Annotated in this window: 10 protein-coding genes and 1 riboswitch; of the genes, 4 read left to right on the forward strand and 6 right to left on the reverse strand. The window is 63.6% G+C overall.

Going from position 1 to position 14,794, the window contains the following annotated elements; genetic code table 11:
• Positions 1–14 precede the first annotated feature (14 nt).
• From G4D79_RS02215 to G4D79_RS02225, 3 genes are all read right to left on the reverse strand, one after another.
• Positions 15–719, reverse strand: coding sequence for an MgtC/SapB family protein (locus G4D79_RS02215; RefSeq protein ID WP_003941187.1), 705 nt, complete (start codon positions 717–719; stop codon positions 15–17).
• A 9-nt stretch (positions 720–728) separates the two neighbouring features.
• The gene (gene mgtA / locus G4D79_RS02220) at positions 729–3,422 is read right to left on the reverse strand and encodes a magnesium-translocating P-type ATPase (protein WP_099697773.1); all 2,694 of its coding nucleotides are present in this window, start codon (positions 3,420–3,422) and stop codon (positions 729–731) included.
• A gap of 347 nt (positions 3,423–3,769) precedes the next feature.
• Positions 3,770–3,943: riboswitch (M-box (ykoK) riboswitch) on the reverse strand.
• Between the two features lie 45 nt (positions 3,944–3,988).
• Positions 3,989–4,573, reverse strand: a complete 585-nt coding sequence (locus G4D79_RS02225; protein WP_029254386.1) for a TetR/AcrR family transcriptional regulator — start codon at positions 4,571–4,573, stop codon at positions 3,989–3,991.
• Between the two features lie 126 nt (positions 4,574–4,699).
• On the opposite strand from G4D79_RS02225, the gene G4D79_RS02230 reads away from it, so the two are divergent.
• From G4D79_RS02230 to dszD, 3 genes are all read left to right on the forward strand, one after another.
• Complete coding sequence (locus tag G4D79_RS02230) at positions 4,700–5,803, forward strand: hypothetical protein (RefSeq protein WP_099697774.1); 1,104 nt, start codon at positions 4,700–4,702, stop codon at positions 5,801–5,803.
• Between the two features lie 15 nt (positions 5,804–5,818).
• The gene (locus G4D79_RS02235; RefSeq protein ID WP_003941167.1) at positions 5,819–6,292 is read left to right on the forward strand and encodes a YbaK/EbsC family protein; all 474 of its coding nucleotides are present in this window, start codon (positions 5,819–5,821) and stop codon (positions 6,290–6,292) included.
• A 208-nt stretch (positions 6,293–6,500) separates the two neighbouring features.
• Positions 6,501–7,079, forward strand: coding sequence for an NADH:FMN oxidoreductase DszD (gene dszD / locus G4D79_RS02240; protein WP_003941189.1), 579 nt, complete (start codon positions 6,501–6,503; stop codon positions 7,077–7,079).
• 52 nt (positions 7,080–7,131) lie between these two features.
• On the opposite strand, the gene G4D79_RS02245 is transcribed toward dszD, so the two are convergent.
• Entirely contained in the window at positions 7,132–8,577 is a 1,446-nt protein-coding gene (locus tag G4D79_RS02245; RefSeq protein ID WP_099697775.1) for an NAD-dependent succinate-semialdehyde dehydrogenase, read from the reverse strand.
• A gap of 1 nt (position 8,578) precedes the next feature.
• Entirely contained in the window at positions 8,579–9,943 is a 1,365-nt protein-coding gene (gene gabT / locus G4D79_RS02250; protein ID WP_007727077.1) for a 4-aminobutyrate--2-oxoglutarate transaminase, read from the reverse strand.
• Positions 9,944–10,071: 128 nt separating this feature from the next.
• Here gabT and G4D79_RS02255 point away from each other — a divergent pair, with 128 nt between their 5' ends.
• Entirely contained in the window at positions 10,072–11,589 is a 1,518-nt protein-coding gene (locus tag G4D79_RS02255; protein WP_064111427.1) for a PucR family transcriptional regulator, read from the forward strand.
• Here the strand turns inward: G4D79_RS02255 and G4D79_RS02260 are convergent.
• Entirely contained in the window at positions 11,566–14,772 is a 3,207-nt protein-coding gene (locus tag G4D79_RS02260; protein WP_099697776.1) for an NAD-glutamate dehydrogenase domain-containing protein, read from the reverse strand. The two genes, G4D79_RS02255 and G4D79_RS02260, sit on opposite strands and share 24 nt — an antisense overlap.
• Positions 14,773–14,794: the final 22 nt, after the last annotated feature.

Below are 14,794 nucleotides of genomic sequence, written 5' to 3' on the forward strand. Positions count from 1 at the left end.
CAGCGACCCCGAATCTACTTCGACGGTTCCACCTCCCACCGAACGTGAGTCACCAACGGTTCAAGGCTAAGTCGGCTGACGGCGGATTCCAGGAGTCCGTCGTCACGCTCCGCGGCGGCCAGTTCGGCCACCACCCGCACGCGGTCGCTGTCCGGGATGTCGAAGGACTGCACTGACCGGAGCTGAAACTCGGGCCTCGAAATGGACTGCACGGTAAGACCTCTGATGTGAGCTTCGGCGTCGCCGTGACAGGTCACCTCGAAGGTGTAGTCCGCGGGTGGTTCTTCGCGTCCGGTTCGGGCAGGCTGGTGATCCATCATCCGACCCAACGGCCTCAACAGCGTGTTCGCCAACATGATTGCGCCGGCCCCGAACACCGCGACCCAGTACATTCCGCCGCCTGCCAGTGCGCCGACTGCGGCAGTGGCCCACAGAGTGGCGGCAGTGTTCAGGCCGGTGACCGACGCACCCTGCTTCATGATCACTCCAGCACCGAGGAAACCGATCCCCGAGACGATCTGCGCTGCGACGCGCGTCGGATCAGCGTCCGGCCCCTGAAACCCGTACGCGCCCATGATGACGAAGAGCGTCGCACCCAAGCTCACCAACGCGTTGGTTCGCAGACCCGCCATCCTTGCGCGCCATTGCCTTTCGATCCCGACGGCAGCGCCGAGGACGAGCCCGAGCGCTATCCGCACAAGGATGACGTGGATTTCCACGGTGAACTCCTAGAGCCAGGTCGCGAATCGACGGATGAACATTCCCTTGGCCACCTGCGTGACGACGCAGTATGCCGCGAGAGTGAGGACCAGCCACGGGAAGTAGTTCAACGGCAGTGAAACCAACCCGAGGGAATGACCCCAGGACGTGAACGGGAACACCAGCGCGAAGACGCAGGCAGCGCCCGTACTGAGCAGTACCGGCAGCGATGCACGCGACTGGATGAACGGGATCTTGCGAGTGCGGATCATGTGAACGATCAGCGTCTGCGAGATCAATGACTCGATGAACCAACCCGATTGGAACAGCGCTGCATGCTCGGGAGAGTTGGCGGCGAACACGAACCACATCAGCGCGAACGTCGAGATGTCGAAGATCGAACTGATCGGGCCGATGAACACCATGAACCGGCGAAGGCTCTTGGTCTCCCACTTGCGGGGCTTCGCGAGGAAGTCGTCGTCGACACGATCCCACGGGATCGTGAGCATCGAGAGATCGTAGATCAGGTTCTGCAACAACAGAACTACGGGAATCATGGGGATGAACGGCAGCAAGGCACTGGCGACGAGCACCGAGAAGACGTTCCCGAAGTTCGACGACGCAGTCATCTTGATGTACTTCTGGATGTTTCCGAAGGTACGACGCCCTTCGATGACTCCTTGTTCGAGTACACCGAGGTCCTTCTCCAGCAAGATGATGTCCGCGGATTCGCGGGCGATGTCCGCCGCTGTGTCAACGGAGATGCCGACGTCCGCAGCCCGCAGTGCGGGTGCGTCGTTGACACCGTCACCGAGGAAACCAACCGTGTGGCCGACCCGGCGCAGCGATTCGACAATGCGTGCCTTCTGCATCGGATCCGTCTTCGCGAATACGGTTGTCCGCTGCACCAACTCGTCGAGGGCGTCGTCGCTCAACGCTTCGATCTCGGCGCCGGAGACCACGGTCCCGACATCGATACCGACTTTGCCGCAGACGGTTTCGGCGACCAGTTCGTTGTCACCCGTCACTACCTTGACCGCGACTCCGTGGCTCGCGAGGGCTTCGATCGCCCCGGCCGCAGATTCCTTCGGCGGGTCGAGGAATGCCAGCAGACCGACCAGGGTCATGCCCTCTTCGTCGGCCGTCGAGTACTCGCGGCGCTGCTCTTCGACGACTGTCTTGGTTGCCACCGCAAGCACTCGCTTGCCTTGACCGTTCAGCTCCGCGACCAGACGGTCGACTCGGGCCAGCCATCCCGGTGTCAATTGGTGGGTCACCCCGTCCAGTTCCACCGATTCACAGACCGAAAGGAGCTCTTCCACTGCACCTTTGGTTACGATCAGATCGGCGTCTCCGTGGTCGACCACCACGGAGAGTCGACGGCGCTTGAAGTCGAAGGGAATCTCGTCCACCAACCCGTGCCGACGCGAGATCTCCTCGACCACTTCGGGACCGGCGGCCTCGATCACCGCGTCGTCGAGAAGACTGCGCAATCCGGTCTGATTCACGGAATTGACCGCCGCTAGCCGCAATACGTCCTCGGACTTACGTCCGGCAGTATCGAGATGCTCACCGAGAACGATGCGGTCCTCGGTGAGAGTTCCGGTCTTGTCCGTGCACAGAACGTCCATGGCACCGAAGTTCTGAATCGCGTTGATCTGCTTGACGATCACCTTCTTGCGCGACATGTGGAGCGCACCCTTGGCCAGGTTCGCCGTCACGATGAGCGGCAACATTTCCGGAGTCAACCCCACGGCGGTGGCGACGCCGAAGAGTAGTGCTTGGCTCCAGTCCTTGGTCAGTCCGTTGATGATGAACACCGCGGGAACCATGATCAGCATGAACTTGATCAGCAGATAGCTGACACTGCGCACCCCGACGTCGAAGCTGGTTTCGGGTCGCTTGGACGCCAATTGTGCTGTCATGGCACCGAAGTAAGTCCGCTTGCCGGTGTGCACCGCAACGGCGGTGCCACTGCCCGACACGACGGAAGTACCCATGAACCCGATGTTCTCGGCTTCGAGCAGCCGATCGACGTCGATCCCCGACGACGGGTCCGCCGACTTCTCGGCCGGCATCGATTCACCGCTGAGCATGGACTGATTGACCTGTAGATCCTTGGCCCGGATAATGCGGACATCGGCCGGGATCATGTCGCCGGCGGCAAGCTGGACTACATCCCCCGGCAGTAACTGCTCGATCGGAATCTCAGCCGTGACCACGGTGTTGTTGATCTTGCGGGTGGCCGCGACGGTCGTCGTAACCATCGCCTTGAGCGCCTCGGCGGCGCGACTCGAACGGTATTCCTGCCAGAACCTCAGTGAGACACTGACAAAGATCATCAACCCGAGAGTGATGATGCCCTCGTAGGAAGGACCGTCCTCGGGGTCCGCCCAGACCACGTCGGTCCCGACCATGATCAGGGCGAGGAATACCAGGATCAGGATGAACGGGTTCTTGAAGGCTCCCGCGAACTGCACGATTGCCGGCGCCGGGCGGTCGTGGCGGACATCGTTGCGCCCGTATTGCCGACGAAGATCGTCGATCTGATCGTCACGAAGGCCGTTGGCCGTCGTGGTCAGATCCGCGAGAACGGTGCGCGTGTCCGAGGCCGAGAAGTCGACCAATTCCTGTGCGCTTTCCTTTGCCAGGACTGTTGAATGTGTTTGTTGTGCAATGTTTCTCGTGGGCCGTGGCCGCAATGCGAGAACGGAAAATGACATGACGAATCTCCTCGGCTGCCCGAACACGCCGGACCATGCCAGTGCATGAGGGCAGCAGAATGCGCTGAGCGACAATGGAAGTCGTCAGCGGTCGCGGCAAAGCCGCGCAGATGAAGCCGAGGATGCAAAGAGTCAGTGACTGAAGAGCAAAAGACCGGGGTGAGCATCGTCGGCAAGAACAGAAGGATGGGTCGAATATCGACTCGGCGGGTCGTCCACGATGGTCACCTCCTGAAAGTTCGGGGCGTCCGATGACGCCACACAAGTACATGCGCACAGCACACGCCAGGAGAACCGAATATCGACGTACTCTCGCCTTCGCCGGAAGAAACCGGCATCAAGCTGCGAAAACACCTCCACGTCCGAGTTTTGGCACTGCACGACGTGTCCCGATCAAGACCGGGAAGCCACTTTGGATCACCCCTTAAGCCGGGGAGATCTGTCCTAACCTTGGGCGTCTCTCGACGTCGTGAGATCAGTGGCCTGTGTTCGTGCAGAAGCCTCACCTAACGAGGTACTGCACCCAGAGGGTAGTTCTCAAATCTGTTGCCTGTCAACCGAGCAACTCAGACGGCGGGCAATCCTGCCCGTGCGACGGCGCCGGCGAAGAGTGCCGTCACGGCGGCACCCATGACGCTCTGATCAACCTCTTCCGGATCCACGGAGTGTTCGAGAACGAGCCCGGATATCAACGCCATCAACGAGATTGCAGTGGTCCGCACATCGAAGGAATCGTCCACTCCCCATTCACGGGCACGTTCACCGATCAACTCCACGAGTTGACTGCGCAAGTGGCGACGCTCACGTAAGTACGCCTGAGCGATCTGCGGATCACGTCCGGCGAGCACTCCGAATTCGAGGACGAGCAGTGACCACCCCGGGTCGTCGACCATCCATGTTGCAATGGCCTCGCCACCTTTGCCCGCCGCGTCGGCCGGGTTCATCCCGGCGATCTCGGCAAGCACACGGCCGGCCAGTTCGAGAGACCGTTGCGCGAACAGTTCGGCGAACAGATCTTGTTTCGACTCGAAGTTGGAGTAGACAGCCCCCTTGGTGAAGCCCGCGCGGCGGGCAACTTCAGTGAGACGTGCAGCACTGAATCCGCGCTCCGCAAACTCTTCCGCCGCAGCGTCGAGCAGTCTTTGCCGCACCACGTCACGTCCGGGGCGGGTTACCGGCGTCCAGTCCGGTTGACGAGATTCAGTCACGATACCTAGAGTATTCAATACCTCGGGTATTGACAAGCTCTTTACTTTCGACAAGATCAGGACTCTTTCGTGACCACTACGCATCCGGCACACGACGCACCAGACAACAGCTCCACCCACGACGAACACCACCACGACAATCTGCTCGTGAAATACGGCGCGCCCAAGGTGATGGCCGCGCTGTTCGTCGGCGTGCTCCTGCTGCAGATGGGCTTCATCCTCAGCTACGTCGCCGCCTTCCATCAGCCGACTCCGCGAGACATCGAAATCGCGGTCATCGCCGATCAGGGCACACCGGACGGCATGGATCAGCAGATCGCCGACAAACTCAACGCCATCGACGGCAGCCCGCTCGACGCTCAGGTGGTCGACAGCACGGCGACCGCTCGCCGCATGATCAACGACCGCGAGATCCAGGGCGCGTTTGTCATCAACCCGGCCGGACCGGACACCCTGATCACCGCGAGCGCGGGAGGCAGCTCCATCGCGACGTCGCTCGAAGCGGTGTTCACGAAGGTCGAGGCGACACAGGACCGACAGTTCGTCGTCCGCGACGAGATCCCCGTCGGAGCCCACGACAACCGCGGCCTCTCCGGCTTCTACCTCTCGGTCGGCTGGGTCGTCGGCGGCTATCTCCTTGCGGCAGCCATCGGACTGTTCATCGGTGCGCCGAAGACTCTCCGCCAGGCAAGCGCACACACGGGCGTGATCGCGATCTACTCGATCATCTCGGGAGCCCTCGGCGCCCTCATCACCTCACACGTACTCGGAACTTTCGCGGGCCACTGGTTCCCGCTCTGGATCCTGGGAACAGCCGTGGTGTTCGGCACCGCCATGTTCACACTCGGATTGCGCGCCGCCATCGGCGTTCTGGCAGTCCCGCTGGCTATCGCCGTCTTCGTGATCCTCGGCAATCCCAGTGCGGGAGGCGCATTCGGCTCCAACGTGATTCCCTCGTTCTACGCCGCCATCGGCCGGTGGATCACACCCGGCGCCGGCACCGAAGGCGTCCGGAGCATCGTCTACTTCAACAACGTCGGCGTCGGCCAGCCTGCTCTGACGCTGTTCCTTTACGCGCTGATCGGTGCGGTCATGCTGTTCGGCTTCACGATCCGTCGTAACCGAAAGTCCACCGACACGACGCCGACTCCAGCTGTGGCGAACGCCGACTAGTCCTAGTCTGAACTCATGACGAGCCTCCTCCACCCCAACGCCTCGCACGTCGCCGAAACACTGATCTCGCGGGGTCACCACGGCGTCATCGTCACGCAGCCCGACGCCACGCACACCGCGGCCGAGGCAGCGGCGGCCGTCGGGGTGGAGGTAGGCGCGATCACCAAGTCACTGGTGTTCCTTCTCGACGACGATCCGGTCCTGCTGCTGGTCTCCGGCGCGCATCAGGTGAATCTGAAGGCCACCGGCGAACGCCTCGAAGGCAAGCTCACGCGGGCGCCGCTGGAGATGGCGAAGTCGGCGACGGGCCAGCCGATCGGTGGGGTCGCTCCGCTCGGGCATCCCACCAACCTGCCGACGTACATCGATACCGCCCTCGAGCAGTACCCCGAGTTGTGGGCAGCCGCCGGGCACCCCAACACGGTCTTTCGCACGACGTACTCCGAACTCCTCCGAATCACCGCCGGCCTCGCCGTCGACATGGACTGAAGCACTTCAGCCAGCCCGGTCCGAAACCACTCAGACGTGCGTCCACCTATAGTTGGACGCACCATGTGCACTGCAACCAGGACCCCGGCCGGCAACCACTGGCGTCGACGGCACGTAGATCTGTGCCGCACCGACGCATGTCTGTGTATGCCGAGCGCAGTCACCTCGACCACACCGCACACCTCGAGTTCCAGCCGGAGAGTTCCCGTTGTCTGACAAGCCGAATGCCGTTTCCAGCCACACCACCCCCGACGTCCCCGAAGTAGCGGCGACGCCCGAGTTGTCCACCGGCATCTGCGCCGGTGACTACCGCGCTGCGCTTCGCCGCCACCCCGCCGGTGTCACCGTCGTGACCCTCGATTCGGGTACCGGCCCGGTGGGTTTCACCGCCACCTCGTTCTCGTCCGTCTCCCTCGAGCCGCCGCTCGTCTCGTTCAACATCGCGGAGACGTCGTCGAGCATCAATGCACTCAAGGCAGCCGAGTCCTTGGTGATCCACCTTCTCGGCGAACATCAGCAGCATCTGGCCCAGCGCTTTGCGCGTAGTGCCGATCAGCGTTTTGCAGACGAGTCACTGTGGGCAGTGCTCGACACCGGGGAACCGGTGCTGCACGGCACCCCCAGCTGGATGCGCGTCAAGGTCGACCAGCTGATCCCTGTCGGCGACCACACGCTGGTCATCGGACTCGTCACGCGGGTTCACGCCGAAGAAGACGACGAATCCGCTGCCGCGCCGCTGCTCTACCACGAGGGCAAGTACTACCGCCCGACTCCGTTAGGTCAATAGACAACTGTGCGCCTTTATTAACCGCCCGCGGTTAATAAAGGCGCACAGCAAGTTAGAGCGCTACGTACTTGGTATCGAGATACTCGTCGATACCCTCGGTTCCGCCTTCACGGCCGAAGCCCGATTCCTTGACGCCACCGAACGGCGCCGCAGCATCGGAGATCGCGCCGCGGTTGACGCCCACCATGCCGGTGTCCAGCTTGGCCGAGACGCGCATCGCACGGTCGATGTCGCGGGTGTAGAAGTACGCCACGAGGCCGTATTCGGTGTTGTTCGCAGCCGCGATCGCTTCGTCTTCGGTGTCGAAACCGACCACTGCCGCAACGGGTCCGAAGATCTCTTCCTTCAGCAGGCGCGCGTCGGCGGGCACCTGATCCAGAACGGTCGGGGTGAAGAAGAAGCCGGCTCCTTCGGGTGCCGATCCACCGGTGCGAACGCGAGCGCCCTTGGACACCGCGTCGTCGACGAGTCCGGTGACGGTTGCGAGCTGCTTGGTGTTGATCAGCGGTCCGATGTTGGTGCCCTCGGCGTCACCGGCGCCCACCTTCAAGGCCGCAACCTTGGCGGTGAACTTGTCGGTGAACTCCTCGCGCACCGAGTTGGCGACGTAGATGCGGTTGGCCGCGGTGCAGGCCTCGCCGCCGTTACGCATCTTCGCGAGCATTGCGCCGTCGACAGCTGCGTCGATGTCGGCGTCGTCGAAGACGATGAACGGTGCATTGCCACCGAGTTCCATCGACGTGCGGAGCAGCTTGTCAGCAGCATTGCGCACCAACAACTTTCCGACGCCAGTGGAGCCGGTGAAGGTGACCTTACGCAGACGCGCATCTTCCATCAGCGGTCCACTGATGGAGGCCGCGTCGGACGTCGGGAGGATCGAGAGCACACCGTCGGGCAGACCGGCATCGGCGAACACCTGACCGAGGAGCTGCATGGTCAGCGGCGTGTCCTCGGCGGGCTTGACGATGATGGTGCAACCGGCAGCCAGCGCCGGTCCGATCTTGCGTGTGCCCATGGCGAGCGGGAAGTTCCACGGGGTGATCGCGAGGACCGGTCCGACGGCTTCCTTGGTGACCAGGATGCGACCGTTGCCGGCCGGAGCCTGCGTGTAACGTCCGCCGATGCGTACTGCTTCCTCGCTGAACCAGCGCAGGAATTCGCCGCCGTAGTTGACCTCACCGCGGCTCTCTGCCAACGACTTACCCATTTCCAGGGTCATCATCAGCGCGAAGTCCTCGGCGCGGGCGTGCAGCAATTCGAAGGCGGTGCGCAGAATCTCGCCGCGTACACGTGCCGGAGTGGCCGCCCAGTCTTCCTGCGCCGCAGCGGCGAGGTCGAGCGCACGGATACCGTCGGCAGCGGTGGCGTCGGCTACCTGGGCGAGTTCCTCACCCGTTGCCGGGTTGTAGACCGCAAAGGTCTTCTCGGCCGGGACGAGCTTGCCGCCGAGCCAGAGACCCTTGGGTACCGAGTCGAGAAGATCCGAGACGTTGGACATGTCAGTTCCCCTGTGCTGCAGTGCGAATAGCGGTCTCGAGGACGGTCAACGCGTCGTCGAGCAGCTCTTCGGAGATGACCAGCGGCGGGAGCAGACGGATGACGTTGCCGTAGGTACCGCAGGTGAGGATCACGACGCCGGCAGCGAGGCATTCGGCGGCGATCTTCTTGGTGATGTCGGCGTCCGGCTCCTGCCCACCGGGCTTGACCAGCTCGATGGCGAGCATCGCGCCGCGACCGCGAACGTCACCGATGACGTCGAGTTCCTTTGCCAGTGCGTTCATTCGGCCGACGACGGTCGACTCGATGGTGCGTGCGCGGCCACAGAGGTCGAGCTCACGCATCTGGTCGATGGACGCCAATGCAGCGGCGCAGGCGACGGGGTTACCGCCATAGGTGCCACCGAGGCCGCCGGGGTGGACAGCGTCGATGAGCTCGGCGCGGCCCGTGACAGCGGCGAGCGGCATGCCGCCGGCGATGCCCTTGGCGAGCGTGACCAGGTCGGGGACGATGCCCTCGTGATCGCTGGCGAACCAGGCGCCGGTACGAGCGAAGCCTGCCTGAACCTCGTCGGCGATGAAGACGACGCCGTTCTCCTTGGCCCACGCGACGAGCGTCGGGAGGAATCCTTCTGCGGGAACGATGAATCCGCCCTCGCCCTGAATGGGCTCGATGAGGATGGCGGCCGTGTTGGCAGCACCGACCTGCTTCTCGATCATCGTGATGGCGCGTTGTGCGGCCTGCTCACCGGTGATCTTGGAGCCGTCGACGTTGAGGCCCTCGCGGTACGGGTAGGACATCGGGACGCGGTAGACCTCGGGGGCGAACGGACCGAAACCGCTCTTGTACGGCATGGACTTCGAGGTCAGTGCCATCGTGAGGTTGGTGCGGCCGTGGTACGCGTGGTCGAAGACGACGACTGCGTCGCGACCGGTTGCGTGACGGGCGATCTTGACGGCGTTCTCGACGGCTTCTGCGCCGGAGTTGAACAGCACGGAACGCTTCTCGTGGTCACCGGGGGTGAGCTCGGCGAGACGCTCGGCGACCTCGACGTAGCCCTCGTACGGAGCGACCATGAAACAGGTGTGGGTGAAGTGCGCGACCTGATCCTGAACTGCGGACACGACGGCCGGGTTGGAGGCGCCGACGCTGGTCACCGCGATACCGGCACCGAGGTCGATCAGCGAGTTGCCGTCGACGTCGACGATGACTCCGCCGTCTGCGTCGGCGACGTAGACCGGGAGGGTGGATGCGACGCCGGCGCCGACGACCTTCTTACGGCGTTCGGCGAGCGCAGCCGAGCGCGGGCCCGGGAACTCCGTGACGATGCGACGCTCCTGCGGAAGCCGGTATTCGATTGCACTCATGTGACCACCCTCTCGGTTGTGTATTGCATTCGAGTATGCGACGCGCGAAGCGTCGCAAGCACTGCCGAAATGGATACCCGGAGCTCCAGGGCTACTCCATATCGGCAACGACAGCTAGCCTTGATCAGGTGACGGTTCCGATCTCGTGGCTCTTGCGCCAGAAACACCTCTCGCTGGCTCTGCTCACCGACCGAGCAGCTGCCACCCACCCCGTCACGTTTGCGCAGGCCACAGAGCTGACGGACCCCACCCCGTGGCTTTCCGGCGGCGAATTGGTGCTCACCACCGGGTTGGCACTGGTGGGCGCGGACGCCACCGACTACAGCGAGTACATCGACCGTCTGGCCGCCGCAGAAGTATCGGCTCTGGGTTTCGGGACCGGCCTTTCCCACGAGAGTGTGCCCACAGACCTGATTGCCGCCGCCCGCAGCCGCGGACTCCCCCTGCTGGAAGTGCCGTTCACGACCCCGTTCGCGGCAGTCACGCGCGCGGTGATGACCCGTCTGAGCCAGCAGGAATACGAATCGGTACTCCGCGCGGCAGAAGTACAGACGCGCATCACCCGCGTTGCACTGCGCGGTGGCGTGTCGGCGATCGTGCGTGAACTAGCCACGGCCACAAAAACTTCGGTGGCGTTTGTCGGTGATCGGATCACCGCGGTGCATCCGGCAAACCAGAAGTCGTTGATCACCGAGGTTCGCGCGGTCGCGGCCACCACCCGCGATCCCAACGCTCCGGCGTCGATCTCGCAGAGCACACCCGAACGGACGCTGACACTGTCCCCCGTCGGCGTCACCGACAGTTGGCACGGCTACCTCGCCATGGCGGGCGCCGGGCCCCTGAGCAATATCGACAGAGTGTTGCTCGGGCATGCGGTCTCGCTGCTCACTCTCGAACTCGAGAAACCGGTTCGACTACGGGCCGAGCGAACTCGACTCAACGCCATGGCTTTCGGGCTCTTACTCGACGGCCGAATCCCCGAGGACGGTGTGCCGTCGTACTTGGACGAAGCGAGCGACACGCACGGCAACGTCCGTGTCGTCCACGTTCGCGGATCCGGACTCGGCCCCGTTCTTCGCGAACTCGACAACGCTCTCGCGCGAGCAGGCCGGCCATTGTTCGCGCAATCCGAGGACGGTTCGCTGACCGTCCTCCTTCGCGGAACCGACACAATCGACACTGCCAAAACACTACTGGCGCAGCTCTCCCCCACCGAGGCGAAGACGGTGCGTGCCGGAATCAGCACCCCTCACCGTCTTCTCGACGCACCCCGCGCACTCGTCCAGGCCCGCGCCGCGGCCAACCTCACGACGGCTACGGCGCGCATTCTCGAGTTCGACGCTCTGAGTGGTTCGACGATTCTGGCATCCGAGTCTGCCCGTGAGGCATTGATCGCCATGGCTGCGGACACCATCCCGGTGTTGACGGAACACGACCAGGCACACGGAACCGCACTGGCCGCGTCTTTGCGCGCCTATCTCGAGGCAAACGGCCAATGGGAATCGGCCGCAGCCGAACTCGGTGTTCATCGGCACACCCTCCGAGGTCGCATCGCACGCATCGAGGAACTGCTGCAATGCGACCTCGGACAGGCCAGGGTCAGAGCCGAACTGCTGCTATCGCTACTCGCCTGGGAGGGCCGCTGAACCCTCCTCCGCGTGCACCGAAGCGAAGCTCGACGCACCGCGGACGAGTAGTTCGAGTTCGGCGTCGACCGTGCAGAGACGGGCGGTGTCCAGCGCTCCACTGCGGCTCACGCTCGACATCAAAGCCGTGAACCGTCGCACCGCTTGCGGATTGGCGGCGGTCCACAACTCGACGACCTCCGGAATACCTTCACCGAGCGCACCGGACACGAGGTCTGCGAAACGCGCCGTCAACCTGGCGTGGACGGCAGCGCTGCCCATGACCTCCCAATGCGAGGCACCGACGGCAACGTCGACGCCCCCGAGAACATCGCCCAGGTCGAGAGCGTCGGAGAGTTCCCGATAGATCGCGGCTGCGGCCGCGGCCGTCGTATTCTCCTGCAGTGCAATGTCTGCCAGGGCGAGTGCTCCGAAAGACGCCTCGATGCGCTCGCTTGCCGACAAACCGTCGGTGAGTTCCCGCACCGGGGCTGCCCACCGATCGATGTCGGCGCGCGGGTTCACGGTGAACCGGCCGGCAGCACCCGGGCGGCGCAACACCCAGCTCATTTCGGATTCCAACAGCTGCTGCAAGCGATCGAGAGCCTTCAGCTGTTCGGTGGCACTGAGATCGGAGTTCAGGATTTCACGTCGAAGGTCCTCCGTTCCAAGCACTTCGCTGACTACGGCGTAGGCCAGAGCCGCTTCCGGACTGCGAACTCCGAGGTGTTCCTCGAGCCGGAACAGCACGCCGGGGCCGACGCGGTTGACCAGTTCGTCGACCACCGAGGTGATGATGATGTCGCGGCCCAACCGATGTGCGCGGACTGCGTCCGGTGCGGCCTCGACGACGGAGAGCGGGAAGTACTGCGGGAGACGATCGGCGAAGATCTGATTGTCCGGGACCGTCGATGCGCCCAGTTCCGCAGTCAGTACGTTCTTCGACTGCGCCACCAGCACAGCAAGTTCCGGCCGCAGGAGACCCTGCCCGGCACGCGCCCTGACCGCCAGCGCCTTGGCGTCGGGCAGAGATTCTTCCAGTCGCTTCATGGCGCCCGCCGAGACGAGGTTCTCGATCAACCGTTCGTGCTGATCGAGTAGGGCGGGAGCGCGGTGCTCGGCCAGGCTGATCGCGAGGGTCTGATCTTCGCTGGCCTCGAGTACCGATGCGGCTACCTCGTCCTGGGCCGCCGCAAGTAGTTCATTGCGCGAGGTCGCGTCCAACTCTGCGAGTGCGATCTTGATGTTGACCTCACGGTCCGAGGTAGCCACGCCTGCCGCGTTGTCGATGAAGTCGGCGTTGATTCGTCCTCCGCCAGCGGCATATTCGATGCGGGCACGTTGGGTGAAACCCAGGTTGCCGCCCTCACCCACCACGGTTGCACGCAACTCGTCAGCGCTGACGCGAACTGCGTCGTTGGACGGATCGGCCGCGTCGACGTTGCTTTCGGTCGACGCTTTCACGTAGGTACCGACGCCGCCGTTCCACAACAGGTCCACCGGAGCACACAGGACCGCTCGGATCAGTTCCTGCGGGGTCAAGTTCTCCTCGGTGATTCCGAGGGCCGCACGCGCCTCGAGCGGAAGGCGGATCGACTTCGCGCTCCGCGGCCAGACGCCACCGCCCGGCGACATCACGGTGCGATCGAAGTCGTCCCAGGACGAGCGCGGCACGGTGAAGAGGCGAGCGCGTTCGGCAAAGCTCGTCTCGGTGTCGGGGTTCGGGTCGATGAAGATGTGGCGGTGATCGAATGCCGCGACCAAACGGATCTTGTGCGAGAGCAACATTCCGTTGCCGAACACGTCGCCGGACATGTCACCGATGCCCGCGACGGTGAACGGATCGGTGTCGACGTCGAGGTCACGCTCGGCGAAGTGGCGTCGTACCGCTACCCAGGCGCCGCGAGCGGTGATGCCCATCGCCTTGTGGTCGTATCCGGCCGAACCGCCGGAAGCAAAGGCGTCGCCGAGCCAGAAACCACGCTCGACGGCGATGCCGTTCGCGACGTCCGAGAACCGTGCGGTCCCCTTGTCTGCTGCCACGACGAGATAGGAGTCTTCACCGTCGTACTCGATTACTTCTGCCGGGTGTACCGCAGCGCCGTCGACGATGTTGTCCACCACGTCCAGCAAGCCGCGAATGAAGGTGCTGTACGACTCCTGCACCTGCGCCGGGGTTGGTGACGACGTGCCCCGAACCACGAACGCGCCCTTGGCACCCGAAGGAACGATCGGGGAATTCTTCACGCTCTGGGTCTTCATGAGGCTCAGGGCCTCGGTGCGGTAGTCCTCGTATCGATCCGACCAACGCAGGCCGCCACGGGCGACGGAGGAACTACGCAGATGAACGCCTTCGACATTGGGTGCGCTGACGTAGATCTCGCGGAAGGGAACGGTCTTCTGCGGGGTGGAGAGCAACTGCGAGTCGATCTTGAACGACGCGTACGGCAGCGGGTCGCCGGACTTTCCACGCAGGTACCAGTTGGTGCGCAGAGTCGCCTGCAGGAACGAACGAACGCCGCGCAAGACGCGATCCTCGTCGAGAGTGTCTGCACCGTCGACTGATTCGTCGATGGCCGCCGCCGCGGTGGCCACTGCTGTCTCCCGCAATCCTGCTACGGCGGGATCGAAACGCGCAGTGAAGAGTTCGATTGCCTGCCGTACGAAGAGTGGCTTCGCTGCCAACACTCCGACGATGTAGCTCTCGGACAACCCGATACGAGCCTGAGCGAGGAAACGGCACGCAGCGCGCAGCAACTCTGCGTCGCGCCACGTGATGTCTGCTCGTCCGATCAGACTGGAGAATGCGTCCATCCGGGTCTGTCCGGCGATGACGGCTTCGAAGGCGTCCGCCATCTTCTCCAGCGCACTGCCGTCGAAGGTGCTCGGCTCGAAGGTGAAGTAGTGCGCCGAACCCAGAACGGTCGGAAGGGGGCGGTGCGTCGAAACTCGGAGTCCGAGGGACTCGAAGTTCTCGCACAGATCGGAGAGGGAGGGCTCTCCGGACGGCCACAGCACCACACAGGTCAGATCGTCACTGCTCAGGGCATCGCTGTTCAAGTCGTCGCCCTGACGGAAGACGAGTCGCTGGCCCGCTGCTGCCAATTCGGCGACCAGTTCGAGCGCCGGGTCACCGGATCGATCACCGCCTGCCGGTCTCGATTCTGCAGCTGCGGTCTTGGTCGCCGATGATGTGCTCGCCATTGAACACCCTCCTGGAAATTAT

Origin of the sequence: Rhodococcus sp. WY5, from assembly GCF_018588185.1 — a bacterium.
Lineage (GTDB): Bacteria > Actinomycetota > Actinomycetes > Mycobacteriales > Mycobacteriaceae > Rhodococcus_F > Rhodococcus_F qingshengii.

What these genes read in the sequence shown, in the direction of transcription:
- mgtA (WP_099697773.1), bottom strand. Translation starts at nt 3,422, where the DNA reads ATGTCATTTTCCGTTCTCGCATTGCGGCCACGGCCCACGAGAAACATT.
- G4D79_RS02235 (WP_003941167.1), top strand. Translation starts at nt 5,819, where the DNA reads ATGACGAGCCTCCTCCACCCCAACGCCTCGCACGTCGCCGAAACACTG.
- G4D79_RS02245 (WP_099697775.1), bottom strand. Translation starts at nt 8,577, where the DNA reads ATGTCCAACGTCTCGGATCTTCTCGACTCGGTACCCAAGGGTCTCTGG.
- gabT (WP_007727077.1), bottom strand. Translation starts at nt 9,943, where the DNA reads ATGAGTGCAATCGAATACCGGCTTCCGCAGGAGCGTCGCATCGTCACG.
- G4D79_RS02260 (WP_099697776.1), bottom strand. Translation starts at nt 14,772, where the DNA reads ATGGCGAGCACATCATCGGCGACCAAGACCGCAGCTGCAGAATCGAGA.